At 67.5% G+C, this 19,456-nt stretch carries 15 protein-coding genes and 1 other RNA gene; 7 read left to right on the top strand and 9 right to left on the bottom strand.

The annotated features are described in order from the left end of the window. A partial coding sequence (locus AC2FAN_RS22705) for an MBL fold metallo-hydrolase (protein WP_485176433.1) occupies positions 1-828 on the top strand: 828 nt, incomplete at its 5' end. A 228-nt stretch (positions 829-1,056) separates the two neighbouring features. Here the strand turns inward: AC2FAN_RS22705 and rnpB are convergent. After that, an RNA gene (gene rnpB, locus AC2FAN_RS22710) (RNase P RNA component class A) lies at positions 1,057-1,478 on the bottom strand. Positions 1,479-1,534: 56 nt separating this feature from the next. After that, positions 1,535-2,137 carry a lytic transglycosylase domain-containing protein gene (locus AC2FAN_RS22715; protein WP_265054186.1) on the bottom strand — a complete coding sequence of 201 codons (603 nt, stop codon included), beginning with the start codon at positions 2,135-2,137 and terminating at the stop codon, positions 1,535-1,537. Between the two features lie 427 nt (positions 2,138-2,564). Between AC2FAN_RS22715 and AC2FAN_RS22720 the strand changes: the two genes are divergently transcribed. From AC2FAN_RS22720 to AC2FAN_RS22745, 6 genes are all read left to right on the top strand, one after another. After that, positions 2,565-3,314, top strand: a complete 750-nt coding sequence (locus tag AC2FAN_RS22720) for a TerB family tellurite resistance protein (RefSeq protein WP_265054187.1) — start codon at positions 2,565-2,567, stop codon at positions 3,312-3,314. A 10-nt stretch (positions 3,315-3,324) separates the two neighbouring features. Next, positions 3,325-4,143, top strand: coding sequence for an N-acetylmuramoyl-L-alanine amidase (locus AC2FAN_RS22725; protein ID WP_265054188.1), 819 nt, complete (start codon positions 3,325-3,327; stop codon positions 4,141-4,143). Positions 4,144-4,247: 104 nt separating this feature from the next. Further along, on the top strand, positions 4,248-5,909 hold the full coding sequence (locus AC2FAN_RS22730) for an efflux RND transporter periplasmic adaptor subunit (protein ID WP_485176434.1): 1,662 nt from the start codon (positions 4,248-4,250) through the stop codon (positions 5,907-5,909). 124 nt (positions 5,910-6,033) lie between these two features. Further along, complete coding sequence (locus AC2FAN_RS22735) at positions 6,034-6,792, top strand: ABC transporter ATP-binding protein (RefSeq protein WP_485176435.1); 759 nt, start codon at positions 6,034-6,036, stop codon at positions 6,790-6,792. Beyond that, positions 6,789-8,021 carry an ABC transporter permease gene (locus AC2FAN_RS22740; RefSeq protein ID WP_265054191.1) on the top strand — a complete coding sequence of 411 codons (1,233 nt, stop codon included), beginning with the start codon at positions 6,789-6,791 and terminating at the stop codon, positions 8,019-8,021. The genes AC2FAN_RS22735 and AC2FAN_RS22740 overlap by 4 nt, the downstream gene beginning before the upstream one ends. An 83-nt stretch (positions 8,022-8,104) precedes the next feature. Continuing rightward, entirely contained in the window at positions 8,105-9,046 is a 942-nt protein-coding gene (locus AC2FAN_RS22745; RefSeq protein ID WP_485176436.1) for a sensor domain-containing diguanylate cyclase, read from the top strand. A 229-nt stretch (positions 9,047-9,275) separates the two neighbouring features. On the opposite strand, the gene AC2FAN_RS22750 is transcribed toward AC2FAN_RS22745, so the two are convergent. From AC2FAN_RS22750 to AC2FAN_RS22780, 7 genes are all read right to left on the bottom strand, one after another. Continuing rightward, positions 9,276-9,692 (bottom strand): GNAT family N-acetyltransferase, encoded by a 417-nt coding sequence (locus AC2FAN_RS22750; RefSeq protein ID WP_485176437.1) that lies wholly within the window; start codon positions 9,690-9,692, stop codon positions 9,276-9,278. Between the two features lie 19 nt (positions 9,693-9,711). Then, positions 9,712-10,014 (bottom strand): alkylphosphonate utilization protein, encoded by a 303-nt coding sequence (locus AC2FAN_RS22755; protein ID WP_265054194.1) that lies wholly within the window; start codon positions 10,012-10,014, stop codon positions 9,712-9,714. A 228-nt stretch (positions 10,015-10,242) separates the two neighbouring features. Then, entirely contained in the window at positions 10,243-13,995 is a 3,753-nt protein-coding gene (gene metH / locus AC2FAN_RS22760; protein WP_485176439.1) for a methionine synthase, read from the bottom strand. A 4-nt stretch (positions 13,996-13,999) separates the two neighbouring features. Next, positions 14,000-14,911: a methylenetetrahydrofolate reductase [NAD(P)H] gene (gene metF / locus AC2FAN_RS22765; RefSeq protein WP_265054196.1), complete on the bottom strand. Its 912-nt coding sequence runs from the start codon at positions 14,909-14,911 to the stop codon at positions 14,000-14,002. Continuing rightward, complete coding sequence (locus tag AC2FAN_RS22770) at positions 14,911-15,924, bottom strand: ArsR/SmtB family transcription factor (RefSeq protein WP_265054197.1); 1,014 nt, start codon at positions 15,922-15,924, stop codon at positions 14,911-14,913. Before AC2FAN_RS22770 ends, metF begins: the two co-directional genes overlap by 1 nt. An 855-nt stretch (positions 15,925-16,779) precedes the next feature. Next, positions 16,780-16,983, bottom strand: a complete 204-nt coding sequence (locus AC2FAN_RS22775; RefSeq protein ID WP_265054198.1) for a cold-shock protein — start codon at positions 16,981-16,983, stop codon at positions 16,780-16,782. A gap of 239 nt (positions 16,984-17,222) precedes the next feature. Further along, positions 17,223-19,421 (bottom strand): glycoside hydrolase family 3 N-terminal domain-containing protein, encoded by a 2,199-nt coding sequence (locus AC2FAN_RS22780; protein WP_485176440.1) that lies wholly within the window; start codon positions 19,419-19,421, stop codon positions 17,223-17,225. Positions 19,422-19,456: the final 35 nt, after the last annotated feature.

The raw sequence follows: 19,456 nt of genomic DNA on the forward strand, positions 1-19,456 counted from the left end.
GACATCGAGATCACCGCCATCCTCGACGGCTATGTGCCGCTCGGGGCCAAATCCTTCACGGGCGGAGACCCCGGCGACGTGCCGCGCCTCGTCGCTGAGGCCGGCCTGACCGAGGCACTGCCGACCTCGGTCAACGCCTTCGTCGTCAACACGAAGGACAGGACCTACCTCGTCGATACCGGCGGCGGCGCCTGGACCGGCCTTGGCGACACCATGGGCCGGGCCGAGGCCAATCTGCGCGCCGCCGGCATCGAGCCGGCCCAGATCGACGCCGTCATCCTCACCCACGCCCATCCCGACCACGCCGAGGGGCTGATCACCGCGCAGAAGACCGCCCGCTTCCCCAATGCGGAGGTCGTCATCCACGAAACCGAATATGCCTTCTGGCACGATGACGGCATCCTGAGCCGCGTCCCGGCCGAGGCGAAGCCGTTCTTCGAGTCCGCCCGCAACTCGCTCGCGCCCTACGCCGCCCGCACCCGCAAGGTGAAGGCCGGCGAGATCGCGCCGGGACTGACCTTGGAAGATGCGCCGGGCCATACGCCGGGTCACAGCATCCTGCGGCTGTCCTCGGGCAGGGAGCAGATCCTGCTGGTGGCCGATTGCGTGCACAACGCCGCGATCCAGACGGCGCGCCCGGAGATCACCTTCGTCTTCGATGCCGACGGCGCCCAGGCCGCGGCCTCACGCCGGCGCGTGCTCGACATCATCGCGGCGGACGGCATCGCGTTCAGCGGTTCGCACATGCCCTTCCCCGGCTTCGGCACGGTGAAGAAGAGCGGCAACGCCTTCCGCTTCGTGCCCGCCGAATGGAGCTACACGCTCTGAACCAGCGAGCCGCTTGCTGGAGCATGCTGATTTTGCACGGAACCGCTGCGTCATCCCGGACAAGCCGCGAAGCGGCGCCGATCCGGGAACCATCGTAGAGTTCCGGCACCCTTCGATGGATCCCGGGGCAAGCCCGGGATGACGGCGTGGTTCGGAGAAAAATGAGCACGCTCAAGCCGGAAACAAACGAAGGGCCGGGATCGCTCCCGGCCCTTTCGCATTTCTGAAGGTGCCAGTCGGCCTGTAAGCCGGGTTCTGGATGGCCGGAGGATCGCTCCCCCGACGTGACGGCCATTCCTCTGGGATGCACATCGCTGCGCACCTCGAGCAACCAACCCGGACGACAGGGCACAGAAACCTGCCCCTCCCCGCTTGCGCGGGCAGCATCGTCCCTATTCGGTTTTGCTCCCGGTGGGGCTTGCCATGCCGTCCCCGTTGCCGGGTCCGCGGTGCGCTCTTACCGCACCTTTTCACCCTTACCCCGCGCAAGAAGGCCGAAGCCAACGGGCGCGAGGCGGTTCGATCTCTGTGGCGCTTTCCCTGGGGTCGCCCCCGCCGGACGTTATCCGGCACCGTGTTTCCGTGGAGCCCGGACTTTCCTCCCCCGAAAGAACCTGAGCTCTTGCGGGAGCGGCCGTCCAGCCGACTGGCGAGGGGGAGATGCGCGCTGGCGCGGCCCACGTCAAGCGCAGGCCGGCGCGAAGCCTCAGTTGCGCGCCGTGATCGTGCGGACCTTGGCGCAGTAGGTGCGGTTGGCGCCGCTCATCCGGCTGGTCATATGGCCGCTCTGGTACTTCATGACGGTCCGGCAGGTGTCGCCACCGGCAAGCTTGTAGGCCTGCGCCAGATACATCATGCCGTAGCGCGCATTGGTCTCGGCATCGAGCAGGCCGCCCGCGCTGCCGGTATAGCCCATGCCGCGCGCCGTCTGGTGGCGGATCTGCATCAGGCCGAAATTGCCGGCATGCGCGGCGCGCGGATTGTAGCGGCTCTCGACCCGCACCACCGCATCGGCGAGCGAGAACGGCACGCCGTTGGCCGCCGCGTGGCGCGCGATGATCGCCTTGATGCCTTCGGCACCGGCCGGAGCTGCCAGCGCGCGGCTGGGACGGGCCTCGCCCTTCTCCGGCTCGGCATGGGCGACGCTCGCCGCATCGGCCTTGGCGGCCCGTGCGGCCTTGCGCCCGGCTTTGGTGTTCGCCTTGGTCGCGGTCGCCTCAGTCGGCTCGCCCTTCGTCTCACCGGCCTTCTCGCGGGCGATCTCCGCTTCGCGAACGATAAAGGCTCTGGCGTCCGTTTCCGCGTTCACGAATTCCTCCGCCGAAGCGATCCCGGAGAGGCTAATCAGGCACGCAGCCGCTAGGCCGCCACAGACATACCGCATGTTGAACTGAACCCATATTACGCCATGACTGGCCAATGGGGGTGGTCAATTGATGGTTCAATGTGTCGATAATCTGTCACGGCTCAAGCAAAAACCTCCAATAAATGCGTCAACAGGAATTTATTCTATATTCGACTGTTAAGTATTGATATGTAATTGTCGCCTCGTAAAACTTGGCCGGGTTCCCCTGCTCAAAAACGAATCAAGCACGAGCCCGGCCGGCCGCATTCCAGCCTCATTTCCGGCTCGGGGCGCATTATTGGCGCGGCAGGCCGTCGCAGCCCTGCCCCTTGCATCGGCGCCGTCGCTCCCCACATCATCCGCCCTCGGATTCACTGGGATCATTGCGTTCATGGCTTCCTCATTCTGGGGCGCGCTCGGCGGCGGCGGGCTCGGGCTCGTGCTCGGCGGCCCCCTCGGCGCGCTGCTCGGCGCAGTGGCCGGCCATGTGCTGGTCGATCGCGAGGGCGCGCCCTTCGGCCCGGCGCCGCGGGAACTCGTCTTCACCACGGGGCTCGTCGCGCTCGCCGCCAAGATGGCGCGCTCGGACGGCGTCGTGACCTGCGACGAGATCACCGCCTTCCGCCGCATCATCGAGGTGCCGCCCGAGCAGCAGCAGCGCATCGAACACCTGTTCGATCTCGCCAAGCAGACCAGCGCCGGCTTCGAGGCCTATGCCGCGCAGATCGCCGCCGCCTTCAAGGACGAGCCCGCCCTGCTGGAGGACGTGCTCGACGGGCTTTTCCTGATCGCCGCCGCCGATGGCGCGATCCATGAGGCCGAGCACGCCTATCTCCAGTCGGTCGCCGGCATCTTTGGCATCGCGGACGGCGATTTCGCGCGGATCGAGGCCCGTCACGCACGCCGCCCGGATGATCCCTATCTCGTCCTCGGCGCCAGCCGCGAGATGGATGACGCCGAGCTGAAGCGGCATTACCGCCGCCTCGTCGTCGAGACGCATCCCGACCGGGAGATCGCCCGTGGCCTGCCCCAGGAGGCGGTCGCGATCGCGACCCGGCGCCTCTCGGCCATCAACGCCGCCTGGGACGCGATCCAGAAAGAGCGCGGCATGAGCCGCAACCTCTCGCCCGAACCCGCCTGAGCCCGCACGCATGAACGACACCGCCAAACCCGACGCGGCCACCCCCGACAGCCGCTTCGCCGCCAAGGTCTTTCCCTCGCCCAACCATGGCGAGCGCAAAGGCCGCGACGGCAAGGATTCCGATGCCCTTCCCGGTCGCCGGCCGGACATGCTGATCCTGCACTACACCGGCATGCCCATCGCGGGCGAAGCGCTGCAATGGCTCTGCAACCCCGTCTCGCAGGTCTCGTCCCATTATTTCGTCTTCGAGAACGGCCACACGCTCCAGCTCGTGCCGGAGGGCCGGCGTGCCTGGCATGCCGGCGCCTCGCACTGGGCCGGCGAGACCGACATCAACTCCTGCTCGATCGGCATCGAGATCGCCAATCCCGGCCACCCCGGCGGCCTGCCGGACTACCCGGAAGAGCAGCTCGCCGCGACGCTGAACCTCTGCCGCGATATCTGCGAGCGCTGGTCGATCCCGCCCGAGCGCGTCCTCGCCCATTCCGACATCGCGCCGGGCCGCAAGATCGATCCGGGCGAAAAATTCCCCTGGCGCCGCTTCGCCGAGGGCGGCGTCGGCCTCTGGAACGAGCCGGCGTCGATCCGGGGCGGGCGCTTCTTCGCCCGCGGCGAGAGCGGCCAGCCGGTCGAGGCGCTGCAGGCGATGTTCGCCATGCTCGGCTATGGCATCGGCGTGGACGGTGTCTTCGACGAGAAGACGGAGGCTGTCGTCGCCGCCTTCCAGCGCCATTGGCGGCCCGAAAAGGTCGACGGCGTCGCCGATTCCTCGACGATCACGACGCTGCGGGACCTGCTCGCCGCGACGCAAGCAGCCCGCACCGCCTGAACGCGGGCTAACCCAAAGATTGCAGGAAGTTAACTCGCCTGCCGGCCCGGTTTCTGGCAAGCTCCGTCCAATTGCGCGCATGCGCATAGGGTGGGGACGCGACCTTGCGCAGATGGCTGATCGGAACGGGACTGGTGATCCTCGCTGCGGCCGGCGGCTACTGGGCGCTGCGCCCTGCCGGCGGCAACGCCAATGAGCCGGCCTATCGCACCGCGGCGCTCGATCGCGGCCGGATCACGGCGGCGGTGCGCGCCACCGGCACGCTGACCCCGGTCACCACCGTCCTGGTCGGCTCGCAGCTCTCCGGCCAGATCGTCGAGATCCTCGCCGACTACAATTCGCAGGTGAAGGCCGGCCAAGTCGTCGCACGCCTCAACAGCGACCAGATCAAGACGCGGCGCGACGCCGCCCAGGCCGATCTTGAACAGGCCAGGGCCGACCTCCTGGTCAAGCGCGCCCAGTTGGACCGTGCGCGCACCGCCCGCACCAAGGCCGACTCGGTGATCCGCGACCTCGAGGCCCAGCGCGACCGCACCACCGCGCAGCTCACCGACGCCAAGCGCACCTTCGAGCGCCAGAACGAGCTGTTCAACCGCAGCACCGGCTCGCAGCAGAACCTCGACACCGCGCGGACGCAGGTCGAGATCCAGACCGCGAGCCTCGCCTCGAACGAGGCCCAGCTCACTTCGGCCCGCGCCGAGCTCAAGGGGCTCGACGCCGACATCCAGCTTGCGGAGGGGCAGGTCCAGTCCGGCCAGGCGATGATCGGCAGCCGCGAGGCCAAGCTCAAGGACATCCTGATCGACCTGGAGCGCACCGATATCCGCTCGCCGGTGGACGGCGTCGTGGTCCAGCGCCAGGTCGATCTCGGCCAGACGGTCGCGGCCTCGCTCTCCTCGCCCACCCTGTTCCAGATCGCGCAGGACCTGCGCGTCATCGATATATACGCCAATGTCGACGAGGCCGATGTCGGCCGGCTGAAGCCCGGCCAGCCAGTCTCCTTCAGCGTCAACGCCTATCCCAACCGCACCTTCCAGGGCCGCGTCGAGATGGTCAGGCTCGGCGCGCAGACCATCCAGAACGTCGTGACCTATACCGGCGTCGTCCGCGTCGAGAACCGCGACATGGCGCTGCTACCCGGCATGACCGCCAATCTGCAAGTCGTCACCGAGGACCGGGCCGATGCGCTGCGCGTGCCCAACGCCGCCCTGCGCTTCCGCCCGGCCGGCGCCGCCGCGCCGCTTCCGGCCGCCACGGCAGACGCCGCCTCCGAGGGGCCGGCGAACGAGCGCGGCCCGCGCGCCGGCACCGCCTTGCGCGAGCGGATCGAGACCGAGCTGCAACCCACCGCCGAGCAGAAGCAGGCGATCGCCGAGATCCTCAGGGAACGCCGCGGCAACCGCGAGGCGATGGCGGGCCTCTCGCCGGAGGAGCGGCGCGCATCCTTCCGCGCCGCGCGGGCGGAAATCGTCGCCAGGATTGCCGCCGCCCTCGATCCCGAGCGTCGCGTGAAGTTCGAGGCCCTGATGCAGGAGGGCGGCCGGGCCGCGCCGCGCCAGGGCATTCCCGGCCGCGTCTATGTCCTCGACGAAGCCGGCCAGCCCAAGCCGGTGCCGGTGATGCTCGGCCCGACCGACGGTGCCTTCACCGAACTCCTCGGTGGCGACATCAAGGACGGCACCCAGATCGTGGTCGGCGGCGGCCCGCGCCTGACGACGGCGCCGGAACCGCCGGTTGCCCGCGCCCGCGGGCCGCGGCTGTTCTGATGCGAGAAGTGACGACGAGAGCCGTCGTTCTCGGGCGAGGCACAGCCTCGACCCGAGAATCTCGTCGAAGAGATGCTCGGGTCAAGCCCGAGCATGACGAGCACTTTCGCGCGGAGGCACGACCATGCCCCTGATCGAAACCCGCGATCTCTCCCGCGTCTACGATCTCGATTCCGGCCGCGTCACGGCGCTGGACCGGGTCTCGCTCGCGATCGAGGCCGGCGACCTCGTCGCGGTGATGGGCCCCTCCGGCTCGGGCAAATCGACCTTCATGAACCTGATCGGCTGTCTCGACCGGCCGAGTGGCGGGCACTATGTGCTCGACGGCGTCGCAGTCGAAACCCTGTCGAGCGATGGCCTCGCCGAGCTGCGCAACCGCAAGCTCGGCTTCGTCTTCCAGCAGTTCAATCTGCTGCCGCGCATCGACGCCTGCGCCAATGTCGAACTGCCGATGGTCTATGCCGGCGTGCCCCGGACCGAACGCCGCCGGCGCGCGCTCGCTGCGCTGGAGCGTGTCGGCCTGGCGGAGCGCGCGCATCACCGCCCGATGCAGCTCTCCGGCGGCCAGCAGCAGCGCGTCGCCATCGCGCGCGCCCTCGTCAACCAGCCGCGCCTGCTGCTCGCGGACGAGCCGACCGGCGCCCTCGACAGCCGCACCGCGCTCGAAATCCTCGCCCTCTTCCAGGATCTGAACCGCGAGGGCGTCACCGTCGTGCTCGTCACCCATGACGGCGAGGTCGCCCGCCATGCGCGCCGCCTGATCCGCTTCCGCGACGGGCACCTGCTCAGCGATATCAGGCAGGAGCCCGCCGATGCGCGCAGCGCTCTCGCAGCGCTCGATGCCGGCTTGCCGGAGGAAGCTTTGCCCGAGGTCGCGGCATGAGTCTCGTCGAAGCGATCCGTTCCGCCCTGTCCGCTATCGGCGCCAATGCTCTGCGCTCGGCCCTGACGATGCTTGGCATCATCATCGGTGTCGCCGCCGTCATCGCCATGGTCGCGATCGGCTCAGGCGCCCGCGAGCGTGTCACCGGCCAGATCAAGTCGCTCGGCGCCAATCTTGCCATCATCCAGTCCGGCAACGTCACGCAGGGCGGCGTCAGGCTCGGCGCCGGCGCCTCGTCGACCCTGACCGACGAGGACGCCGCCGCGATCCTGAAGGAGGTCGAGGACGTCACCGCCGCCGCCCCGGTCATCTTCACCCGCGCCCAGGCGGTCTATGCCGGCACCAACTGGTCGACGCAGATCACCGCGACCGATCTCGATTTCTTCGCCGCCCGCGAATGGGACATCGCCGAAGGCCGGCTGTTCGAGCCCGAGGAGTTGCGCAAGGGCGAGATCGTCGCCGTCATCGGCCAGACCGTGGCGCGCAATCTCTTCGGCGAGGAGAACCCGCTCGACCAGCAGTTCCGCATCCGCAACGTGCCCTTCAAGGTCATCGGCGTGATGGCGTCCAAGGGCCAGTCGGCGCTGGGGCAGGACCAGGACGACGTCATCTTCGTGCCGCTCGACACCGGCCGGCGCCGCATCGTCGGCCGCAACTATGCGCGTGATCGCTCGGTGCAGAGCATCATGGTGAAGTTCGCCAATGAGGAGGCGATCAATCCCGGCATTGCCGAGGTCACCGCCCTGCTGCGCCAGCGCCATCGCCTGACCGAGGATCAGGAGGACGATTTCATCGTCCGCAACCTCACCGAGATCGCCAACACCGCGACCGCGGCGGCGACGACGCTGTCCTGGCTGCTCGCGGCGGTTGCCGCCGTTTCGTTGCTGGTCGGCGGCATCGGCATCATGAACATCATGCTGGTCTCGGTGACCGAGCGCACCCGGGAGATCGGGCTCAGGCTCGCGGTCGGCGCCCGCCAGAGTGCGATCCTGACCCAGTTCCTGATCGAGGCGACGACGCTGGCGACGATCGGCGGCGCGGCCGGCGTCGCGCTCGGCATCGCAGCGGCGTTGGGCATCGCCCATATCGCCGGCTGGCCCTCGGTGATCTCGATCCAGACGATCCTGATCGCGGTCGGCGTCTCCGGGCTGATCGGCGTCTTCTTCGGCTTCTATCCGGCCAGGCGCGCCGCGAAGCTCGATCCGATCGAGGCGCTGCGGCGCGAATGAATCGCTGCCTTCCGCGCAAGGGCGCAAAGGTCCCTTAACGGACCGCCCGTAGGGTTGCCCTATCGGCAGGCAGGAGCGGCACCTTGAACAGCCATCAACTCGTGGCAGCGGCACGGCCCCTCTACGACCGCGCCGTCGCGTCGGCCGCCATCGGCGCTTGGGAATGCAATCTCGCCAACGAGACGCTGAGCTGGACCGATGGTGTCTATGATCTTTTCGGCCTGAAGCGCGATTCCGCGATCTACCGCAGCGCGACGCTCGATCTTTATGAGGATCGCTCGCGTCGCGAGATGAACCAGCTGCGCAGCACGGCCATCAGCACCGGCCAGGGCTTCGCGCTCGATTGCCGGATCAGGTCCGCGGCGGGCGAGAAGCGCTGGATGCGACTCGTGGTCGGCGTCGGCCATCAGCACGGCCGGCCGATCCGCATCTTCGGCTCGAAGCAGGACGTCACGGCCGAGAAGGGGCTGTGGGCCGAGGTCGCGGCGCTGGCGCGTACGGAAGCCCCGGTCGGCCTGCAAGCCCATCGCGGCCTGACCGATCTGCTGCGCCAGTTCCGCTACGAGCGCGGACGGGACATCGAGCGCCTCGCTGTCGCCGTCTTCGAGATCGATGGCTTCCGGGGCGTCCTCGAAAACTATGGCAAGGCGGCCGGCGACGCCCTGCAGCATTGCGTGATCGAACGGCTGAAGCGGTTTTTCCCCGATGCCCTGGCGGTCGAGCGGGTCGGTCCGGGCACATTCGCGCTGCTGCTGCGGATGCCGGGCGACCGGCACTATCTAAGCACCGTGCTCGACGGCACGCGCCGCCTGCTCTGCCGCCCGATCTCGCACGGCGCGCTCGTGGTGGACTTCACCGTGTCGATCGGCGCCGCCCTGCTGCTGCCGGGCGGCCATCGCGAGCCGCAAGAGGTCTTCGCCGAGGCCGAGGCGGCGCTCCATGTCGCCGGCATGGCGGGCGGAAACTGCGTCCGCGTTTTCGACGGCCCGGTCGCAGCCTCGCGCCTCAAGGCCAGCTTCGCCTAGAGCACCGCCTGGCCCGCTTCCTGAGAGCTTGCTGGATTTTGACGGAACCACGGCGTCATTCCGGGGCTTCGCGTCAGCGAAGAGCCCGGAACCATGAACGCGGGGTCAAACGAGAAGACCCGTCGGATCGGCGCGCTTTTGGATGAGCTGTCGTGTTCATGGGTTCCGGGCTCGGGCCTGCGGCCCGCCCCGGAATGACGGCGCGGGTCCGTATCAAATCAGCAGGGCCCTAGACCAGCGCCTTGATGAAGATGATCGACCCGTCCTGCCCCCGGCCCATGTCGCGCCAGCCATGGCGGCAATAGAAGCGTTCGGCCCGCGTGTCCGATCCCGTCGTCAGCCAGGCCTGTGCGTGGCCGGCCGCCACGAGCCCGGCCAGCGCCGCATCGAGCAGGGCTTGGCCATGGCCGCGGCCCTCATGGGCGGGATCGACGAACAGCGCCCAGACCAGCCCGGTCTGATGGTTGGCGCAGGTGAAGGCCACGACCTCGCCGGCCTCCTCCGCCACCAGGAAGATGGCGTGCTCGCGATACCAGTCGACCTCCTCGGGCGTGACCAGCCCCGGATCGCTCAGGACGTTCTCGTGCACGCCCATGCGGATGGCGTGGATGCGCGCGTTATCGGCAAGGGTCGCTTTGCGGATCATTGCGAGTTCGCCCTGCCGCTCAGCGCTTGCGCACGAATTCGGTGCGCAGCACCAGACCCTTGATCGAGTCGTGGCGGCAGTCGATCTCTTCGGGATTCTCGGTCAGCCGGATAGAGCGGATCACCGTGCCCTGCTTCAGCGTCTGGCCCGCACCCTTGACCTTGAGGTCCTTGACCAGGACGACCGCATCGCCATCGGCCAGCACATTGCCGGCGGCATCGCGCACCTCGACATGCCCGGCAGCAGCGGCGGCCGCTGCCACCTCGGAGGCCGGACGCCATTCGCCCGTCGCCTCGTCGTAAACGTAATCGTCGTCGGCCATGCCGCACTCCCTGAAAGTCGTGAGGGTGGCCTTAGCGCCCGCCGCGCCGAAACGGAACCTCTCCGTCATTCCGGGGCCGCCCGCAGGGCCGAGCCCGGAACCCAGAACCGATGCGCTCGGGAATTTGGGCACGGAGTTATTAGCGCCTTCACGAAGCACGACATCGGTTCTGGGTTCCGGGCTCATGGCGTTGCCATGCCCCGGATGACCGCGAGCGTAATCCGACCGCTACTCCGCCGCCTGCAGCCGATAGGCGGCGGTGTCGTAGTTGAGGATCGGCGCCAGCCAGCGCTCCACCTGCTCGATGCTCATGCCCTTGCGCTCGGCATAATCCTCGACCTGGTCGCGCTCGACCTTGGCCACGCCGAAATAATAGGCGTCGGGATGCGAGAGATAGAGGCCCGAGACCGAAGAGCCCGGCCACATCGCGTAGCTCTCGGTCAGCTTGACGCCGACGCGCCGCTCCGCCTGCAGCAGCTCGAACAGCGTCGCCTTCTCGGTATGGTCGGGCTGCGCGGGATAGCCGGGCGCGGGGCGGATGCCCTGATACTCCTCGCGGATCAGATCCTCGTTGGAGAAGGCCTCGTCGGGCGCATAGCCCCAGAACTCCTTGCGCACGAGCTGGTGCATCCGCTCGGCGAACGCTTCCGCGAAGCGGTCGGCCAGCGCCTTGACCATGATCGAACGGTAATCGTCGTTGTCCCGCGCGAACTTCTCGGAGATGCGCTCTTCCTCCGCACCGGAGGTCACGACGAAAGCGCCGATATAGTCCGGTGCCGCGCCTTCGGGCGCGACGAAGTCGGAGATGCACATGTTCGGCTTGCCGTCGCGCTTGGAGAGCTGCTGGCGCAGGCCGTGGAAGGTCGCGAGCGTGTCCTGCCGGCTCTCGCCGGTATAGAGGCGGATGTCGTCGCCGACGGCATTGGCCGGCCAGAAGCCGACGACCGCCTTGGGGTTGAACCAGCGTTCCTCGACGACGCGCTTCAGCATCGCCTGCGCATCCTCCCAGAGCGCGCGCGCCGCCTCGCCCTGCTTCTCGTCCTCCAGAATCGCCGGATAGCGCCCCTTCAGCTCCCAGGTCTGGAAGAACGGCGTCCAGTCGATCACCGGCACGAGATCGGCGATGTCGTAGGTGCGGAAGACGCGCGTGCCGAGGAAGCTCGGCTTCGGCGGCGTGTAGTTGCTCCAGTCCGGCTTGAAGGCGTTGGCGCGCGCCTTCGCCAATGGCAGGCGCTGCTTGTCGGCCTCCGAGCGGCGATGCGCGGCGGCGACCTTGGCATATTCCGCCTTGATGCCGTCGACATAGGCCGGCTTCTGGTCCTGCGAGAGCAGGCTCGAGACCACGCCGACCGCGCGCGAGGCGTCGGTGACATAAACCGTCTGGCCCTTCTCATAGGCCGGGTGGATCTTCACCGCCGTATGCACGCGGCTCGTCGTCGCCCCGCCGATCAGCAGCGGAATGTCGAAGCCCTCGCGCTCCATCTCGGAGGCGACGGTCACCATCTCGTCGAGCGAGGGGGTGATCAGCCCGGACAGCCCGATGATGTCGACGTTTTCCTTGCGGGCGGTGTCGAGGATCTTCTGGGTCGGCACCATCACGCCGAGGTCGATGACCTCGTAATTGTTGCACTGGAGCACGACGCCGACGATGTTCTTGCCGATGTCGTGGACATCGCCCTTCACCGTCGCCATCAGCACCTTGCCGGCAGCCGAGCGCTCGGAGCCGCCATTCAGGCGCTTCTCCTCCTCCATATAGGGCATGAGATAGGCGACGGCCTGCTTCATCACGCGGGCGGACTTCACCACCTGCGGCAGGAACATCTTGCCCGCGCCGAACAGGTCGCCGACCACGTTCATGCCGGCCATCAGCGGACCTTCGATGACGTGCAGCGGCTTGTCGGCCTTCAGCCGTGCCTCTTCGGTGTCGACATCGATGAATTCGGTGATGCCGGCGACCAGCGCATGCTCCAGCCGCTTCTCGACCGGCAGCTCGCGCCAGGCGAGGTCCTTGCCCGAAGCCGCGACCGAGCCGTCGCCCTTGAAGCGCGGTGCAGCCTCCAGCAGCCGCTCGGTCGAATCCTTGCGGCGGTTGAGGACCACGTCCTCGCAGAGCTCGCGCAGCTCGGGGTCGAGATCGTCATAGGAGCCGAGCTGGCCCGCATTGACGATGCCCATATCCATGCCGACCTTGATGCAGTGGTACAAGAATACCGAATGCATGGCCTCGCGGACCTTCTCGTTGCCGCGGAACGAGAAGGACAGGTTCGAGACGCCGCCCGAGATATGGGCGTGCGGCAGGGTCTCGCGGATCGTCTTCGTGGCCTCGATGAAATCGTTGCCGTAATTGTCGTGCTCCTCGATGCCGGTCGCCACCGCGAAGATGTTCGGGTCGAAGATGATGTCCTCGGGCGGGAAGCCGATCTCCTCGGTCAGGAGCTTGTAGGCGCGCGTGCAGATCTCGATCTTGCGGGCATAGGTGTCGGCCTGGCCCTTCTCGTCGAAGGCCATGACGACGACGGCCGCACCGTAGTTGCGGCAGATGCGGGCATGTTCGAGGAAGGCCGCCTCGCCCTCCTTCATCGAGATCGAGTTGACGATCGGCTTGCCCTGAATCGTCTTGAGGCCCGCCTCGATGACATGGAACTTCGAGGAATCGACCATGATCGGAACGCGGCTGATATCCGGCTCCGAGGCGACGAGGTTGCAGAACTCGGTCATCGCCTTCTCGGAATCGAGCAGGCCCTCATCCATGTTGATGTCGATGACCTGCGCGCCGTTGGCGACCTGGTCGCGCGCCACGTCGAGCGCAGCCGCATAGTCGCCGGCCGTGACGAGCTTCCTGAACTTGGCGGAGCCGGTGACGTTGGTGCGCTCGCCGATGTTGACGAAGGGGATGGTCTCGTCGAGCGTGAAGGGCTCCAGCCCCGCGAGCCTGAGATAGGGCTTCACCTCCGGCATCTGGCGCGGCGCCTTGCCGGCGACGGCCTCGGCGATGGCGCGGATATGCTCGGGCGTCGTGCCGCAGCAGCCGCCGACGACGTTGACGAAGCCCGCATCGGCGAATTCGGCGAGCATCGTCGCCGTCGCTTCCGGGCGCTCGTCATAGAGGCCGAACTCGTTGGGCAGGCCGGCATTAGGATAGGCGCAGACCAGCGTGTCGGCGACGCGCGACATGTCCTTGATATGCGCGCGCATCTCGCGTGCGCCCAGCGCGCAATTGAGGCCCACGGTCAGCGGCGCGGCATGGCGCACCGCGTTCCAGAAGGCCTCGACCGTCTGGCCCGAAAGGGTGCGGCCGGACAGATCGGTGATCGTGCCGGAGATCATCACCGGCAGGCGGATGCCCCGCTCGCGATAGACTTCCTCGATCGCGACGATCGCCGCCTTGGCGTTCAGCGTGTCGAAGATCGTCTCGATCAGCAGCAGCTCGGAGCCACCGTCGATCAGGCCCCTCACCTGCTCGGCATAGGCGTCGCGCACCTGGTCGAAGGTCACGGCACGGAAGCCGGGATTGTTGACGTCCGGCGAGATCGAAAGCGTGCGGTTGGTCGGGCCGATGGCGCCGGCGACGAAGCGGCGGCGCCCGTCCTCGGTCTGGGCGATCGCCGCCGCCTCGCGGGCGATGCGCGCGCATTCGACGTTCAGCTCGTAGACCAGCGCCTCCATGCCGTAATCGGCCTGGGCGATCGAGGTGCCGGAGAAGGTGTTGGTCTCGACGATGTCGGCGCCCGCCCGGAAATAGGCGAGGTGGATGTCGCGCAGCGCGTCCGGCAGCGTCAGCGCGATCAGGTCGTTGTTGCCCTTGAGATCGTGGTTCCAGCCCTTGAAGCGCTCGCCGCGGAAATCCGCCTCGGTGAGCTTCAGATCCTGGATCTGCGTGCCCATCGCGCCGTCGAGCACGAGGATGCGCTGCCGTGCGGCCTCGCGCAGCGAGCGATCGATCTCGGCCCCATCGACCGGGGCTGCCTTGAAGTCAGTCATAGGCTTACTCCGCCGCCACCGCCTGCGCCGCCGGCTTCTCGGGCTTCAAGCCGACGAGATGGCAGATGGCATAGACGAGGTCGGCCTTGTTCATCGTGTAGAAATGCAGGTCGCCGACGCCTCGGTCGATCAGGTCCAGCACCTGCTCGGCGCAGACGGCGGCCGCTACCAGCCGGCGCGTCGCGGCATCGTCTTCCAGCCCCTCGAAGCGGTCGGCCAGCCATTGCGGCACGCTGGCGCCGGTCTTGCGGGCGAAATTCGCCGTCTGCTTGAAGTTCTGGACCGGAACGATGCCGGGCAGGATCGGGATCTCGATGCCCTTGGCGCGGACCTTGTCGAGGTAGCGGAAATAGACGTCGTTATCGAAGAAGAACTGGGTGATAGCCCGCGTCGCGCCGGCATCGACCTTCTTCTTCAGCGCGTCGATATCGGCATCGAGCGAGGCCGCCTCCGGATGCTTCTCCGGATAGGCGGAGACGGTGACCTCGAAATCGCCGATGCGCTTCAGGCCCGCGACGAGATCGGAGGTCTGGTCATAGCCCTCCGGATGCGGCTCGTAGGTCGTGCCGAGGCCGCCGGCCGGGTCGCCGCGCAGCGCCACGACATGGCGCACGCCGGCATCCCAATAGGAGCGGATGACGTCGTCCACTTCCGCCCGCGAAGCCGAGACGCAGGTCAGATGCGCGGCCGGCTTCAGCCCGGTCTCCTCGACCATGCGCTTGACGGTGGCGTGGGTGCGCTCGCGGGTCGAGCCGCCGGCGCCGTAGGTCACCGAGACGAAGCCCGGAGCGAGCGGCTCGAGCCGGCGCACCGATTCCCACAGCGCGACTTCCATCTCCGCCGTCTTGGGCGGGAAGAACTCGAAGGAGACGCGGGGGCGGCGCGTGCCGTGACGGCTGGGGCGAAAGGCGTTCATCACGCAACCTCGAAATCGATCGTACGAACCGGGGGATCGGCCTGGACGCGCCGGTCGCGTCCGCGCCAGAGCATGACCGGAAGCTGGCCGGAGCCGCCATCGGCCAGGGTGACTTCGCGGGAAAGGTCGCAGGCGAGGCCGGCCTCCGCGAACCAGCCCGCAATCTGCACGCGCGAGAAGCCGAGCCGGCGATGCGCATGCTCGGTCCGCAGGAATTCCATGTCGTGCGGGGCGAAATCCACGACGATCAATCGCCCGCCCGGCGCCAGCATCGCCGCCGCCTCGCGCACGGCGCGTGCGGGATCGTCGAGGAAGTGCAGCACCTGATGGATGACGACGAGGTCGAAGGAGCCGCGCGCGAAGGGCAGCGCGTAGATGTCGCACTGCCTGAGCTCGACGCGCGAAAGCCCAGCCTGCTCCAGATTGGCGCGCGCCACCGCCAGCATCGCATGGTTGGCGTCGACGCCGACGGCGCGGCCGAACTTCGGCGCGATCCGCTCCAGCATCCGGCCGGTGCCGGTGCCGAGATCGAGCATGGCGCCGGGTGTGCCCTCGCCGACCGCCTCCTCGACGGCCGCCTCCACGGCATGGTCCGGCACATGCAGGCTGCGCAGCCGGTCCCAGTCGCGCGCGACACTGGCGAAATAGCTCTGCGCTGCCTCCGCCCGCGTCGTCCGCACGGCGGCGAGCCGCTCGCGATCGGCGGCGAGCACCGGGTCACTCAGATCGAGCCAGGCCGCGAGCGAAGCGGCGAAGGCGCCGCCCGGCCCGGTCTCGTCGAGCCGGAAGAAGGCCCAAGCCCCCTCGCGCGAGCGCCGGACCAGCCCGGCCTCGGCCAGAAGCTTGAGATGGCGCGAGATACGCGGCTGCGATTGGCCGAGGATATCGGTCAGGTCCGAAACCGAGAGCTCGCCCTCGGACAGCAGCGCGAGAATGCGCAGGCGGGTCTCCTCGCCCGCGGCTCGCAAGCCGGCGAGAAGCACATCGGAGGACAATGCCGTCGGCTGCCGCACGCGTTCGCACTCCCTCGGCTCGAGAAAAAGATATAAAGATATCTTTATGTCAAAAGGACTGTTCGTGCAAGCGGATTATCGTGCGGAAAACAGGACGGAGCGAATGGCCCCAACCGTCGCAAAATACGGCATCAGCGCCGTTGCCGCGTCATGCTCGGGGCTTGACCCGAGCATCTCCATCAGAACGGGCGCAGGAAACTCCTGAAGCAAGAGATGCTCGGGTCAAGCCCGAGCATGACGCCTCGGCCCGGCGGCGCCGCTGAGCCCAAACTTATCCCCGCCCCGCGAACCCATGCCTATCCTGCGCGCGTCCTATCCGACCGAGGGGCTTCGCGAGGCATCGTGGGCCGGATGGGTTTGCGGGCTTCGCGTCCCGGACCGTTGCGGGTCCGCTCGATCGCCGCGCGTCCGATTGGACGCGATAACGGTGATCGATTTATCCAATATCGCATCGGAAGCATCCGATGCGATAGCGCGGAGGTGCCGACTTCGTCCGGGCCCAACAGGCAGGCCCGCTCCTTCGCCGGAACCCAGAACGAAGCGGAACCCCCAGATACCCGTGCGCGGAGCCGGGCAGCGCGAGGTCGTCGCTGTTCGACACCATCGACATCGACTCGACATCGGCACGCAGCCGTCGACTGCGAAACGCCGCCCGGCTCCGCGCATCCCTCGGATGTCCAAGCCCGAAACCCCGCAGGCTCAGGCCTGACGGGGCTTTCGGTGCATCTCTTCCGGCAAAGGCCGACATCACGCCGGATTCGGCAACGCAGCGCCGATCCGGTCATTATGGCAAGCACGAGCCTGTCACGCCCTGAACCATGCGCGGCAGGCGTCTATCGGCAGCAGAAATAACGTTCAGAGCACTTTCAGATCGCCCGCCGCGGTCTTGCCGCGTTCGGTCTTCAGCTCGAACGACACATTCTGCCCTTCCGTCAGCGTCATCATCCCGGCTTCCTTGACGGCGGTGATATGGACGAACACGTCCTTGCCGCCTTCTGCCGGTTGAATGAAGCCATACCCCTTCTCAGTGTTGAACCATTTGACGGTTCCGGTCGCCATCGCCACATCCCTCGAAGTCGCGCCTGCCGGCCCGCACGCCCTCGAGCCGGATCCGATCAGGTTGAACCAACCTGGTCGGGGAATCCGCCTCCAAGCTACTGATAGAGAACGCGTGATCCGAACAGGTCGCGTTGCGATTTGATCGGCGCGTGCCCTAGCGTGTAAGCCGGCAATGGAAGGATTGACCGAAAACCCATCCTTGTCGAGATTAAACACCGAGCAGTCGAACGGCTGATCGATCAAGACTTGGTCAGGATCACCTGCGTTTTCGCTGCGGCGCGGGATGAACCTCCCAGGTAGATTTCGACCTCGCCGGGATCGACGACGTAGCGTCCCTGTTCGTCATGGGCGCCGAGTTTCGCGGCTTCCAGCCTGAAACGCACGGTTTTCGTCTCTCCGGCCTTGACCATCACCTTCTCGAAGCCTTTCAATTCGCGCAGCGGCCGCGACAGGCTCGCCACCGGCTGGCGGATATAAAGTTGTACCACCTCCTGCCCGTCGCGCGAGCTGGCATTGGTGACATCGACCGAAACCTCGACCACACCCGTCAGCGCCATCGAGGAAGCCGAGACGCGCGGATCGGCATAGGTGAAGCGGCTGTAGGACAGCCCGTAGCCGAAGGGGTAGAGCGGCTCGTTGAGCTCGTCCATGAAGATGGACTCGTAGCGCTGGCGGATCTTTTCCGGGCGGCCGGTCGGGAGCTGGTTGTAATACACCGGGATCTGCCCGACCGAGCGCGGGAAGCTCATCGGCACCCGGCCCGACGGGTTGTAGCGCCCGGTCAGGATGTCGGCGATGGCCGTGCGCCCCTCCGTGCCCCCATGGAAGGTCTGCAGGATCGCGGCGACATGCTCGCTCGCCCAGGTCAGCACGAGCGGCCGGCCCGTCGCCAGCACCAGCACCACCGGCTTGCCGGTCCTGACCAGCGCTTCGAGCAGTTCCTGCTGCACGCCGGGAAGCTCGAGTTTGGTGCGCGAGGCTGCCTCCCCCATGAATTCGCAGTCCTCGCCGAGCATGGCGACGACCAGATCGCTTTCCGCCGCGACGCGGAGCGTGGCCTCCTTGTCGGCGAATTCCGTGCCGCAATTCTTGGCGAAGGCCGGCTGGTAGTTGATCGCGACATCCTTCGGCAGCCGCTCGCGCAGCGCGTCCGGCAGGGAGGTGATGACGCGCCGCCCCAGCCCCGCCGGATCGGTCCAGACTCGCTCATCCTCCGGCACCGCCATGGCGCCGATCACCGCGACCGATTTCACCGTATCGCGGATCGGCAGCGTCTGGTCGGCGTTCTTGAGGAGGATCGCGCCCTCGCGCGCCGCCTGCAGCGCGACCTCGCGGGCCGCTTCCGTCTGCATCAGCTTCGGTGCGGCGGCAGGGTCGACATCCGGCTTCTCGAACAGGCCGAGATGGTATTTCACGCGCAGCACGCGCCGGACCGCCTCGTCCAGCACCTTCACCGGCACGCGCCCGGCGCGGACCTCGTTGGCGAGGTGCTTGTGGTAGACGTCTCCCATCATGTCCATGTCGATGCCGGCGATCAGCGCCTTGCGCGCGGCTTCCGCATCGTCGCGGGCTATGCCGTGCAGCCTCAGCTCCGTGATCGAGCCGAAATCGGAGGTGACGAAGCCGCGGAAACCCCATTTCCCGCGCAGCAGATCGGTCAGCATGCCCTTATGCGCCGTCGCCGGCACGCCGTTCAGGGCGTTGAAGGCCGCCATGGCCGTCATCGAGCCGGCCTCGAACGACGCCTTGAACGGCGGCAGATAGAGGTCAAAGAGCTGGCTCGTCGGGATCCATGTCGAGTTGTAGTCGCGGCCCGCCTCGGCAGCGCCATAACCGACGAAATGCTTCACCGAGGTCGCGACGCCGCCGCGCTGATAGCCGAGGGTGCGCGCCGTCGCGACGACCGAACCGAGCCACGCATCCTCGCCCGCCCCTTCGAGCACGCGGCCCCAGCGCGGATCGCGCGAGATATCGACCATCGGCGCGAAGGTCCAGTTGATGCCGGCGGCCGAGGCCTCCCGCCCGGTCCAATAGGCGGCCTGCTCGATCAGCGCCGGATTCCAGCTCGAAGCCTGGCCGAGCGGCAGCGGGAAATAGGTCGAGAAACCGTGGACGGCGTCGAGCCCGATGATCAGCGGTATCTTCAGGCGGCTCTCGCGCACCGCCTTCTGCACCGCCAGAACCTCGGCCGGCACGACGAAGTTCATCACCGCGCCCATGTCGCCGCTGCGGACCTTGTTGATGTCGAAGCCCTCGCCCCGGCCCGAGAGGTGGAGCTGGCCGACCTTCTCCTCCAGCGTCATCCGCCCGATCAGTGCGTCGACCTTGCGTTCGATCTCGCGCGCCTCCCGCCCCGTTTTCCAGGCCACGGGCTGCTGCGCGAAGGCAGCGGAGGCCGTGCAGAACAGCAGAAGGGCAGCGACGAGCCGCAGAACCATGAAGGGAATCCCCAAGCGATAAGGCCATCAAGCAG

The sequence above is a fragment of the Allobosea sp. RIT-PG3_2 genome (assembly GCF_057321085.1).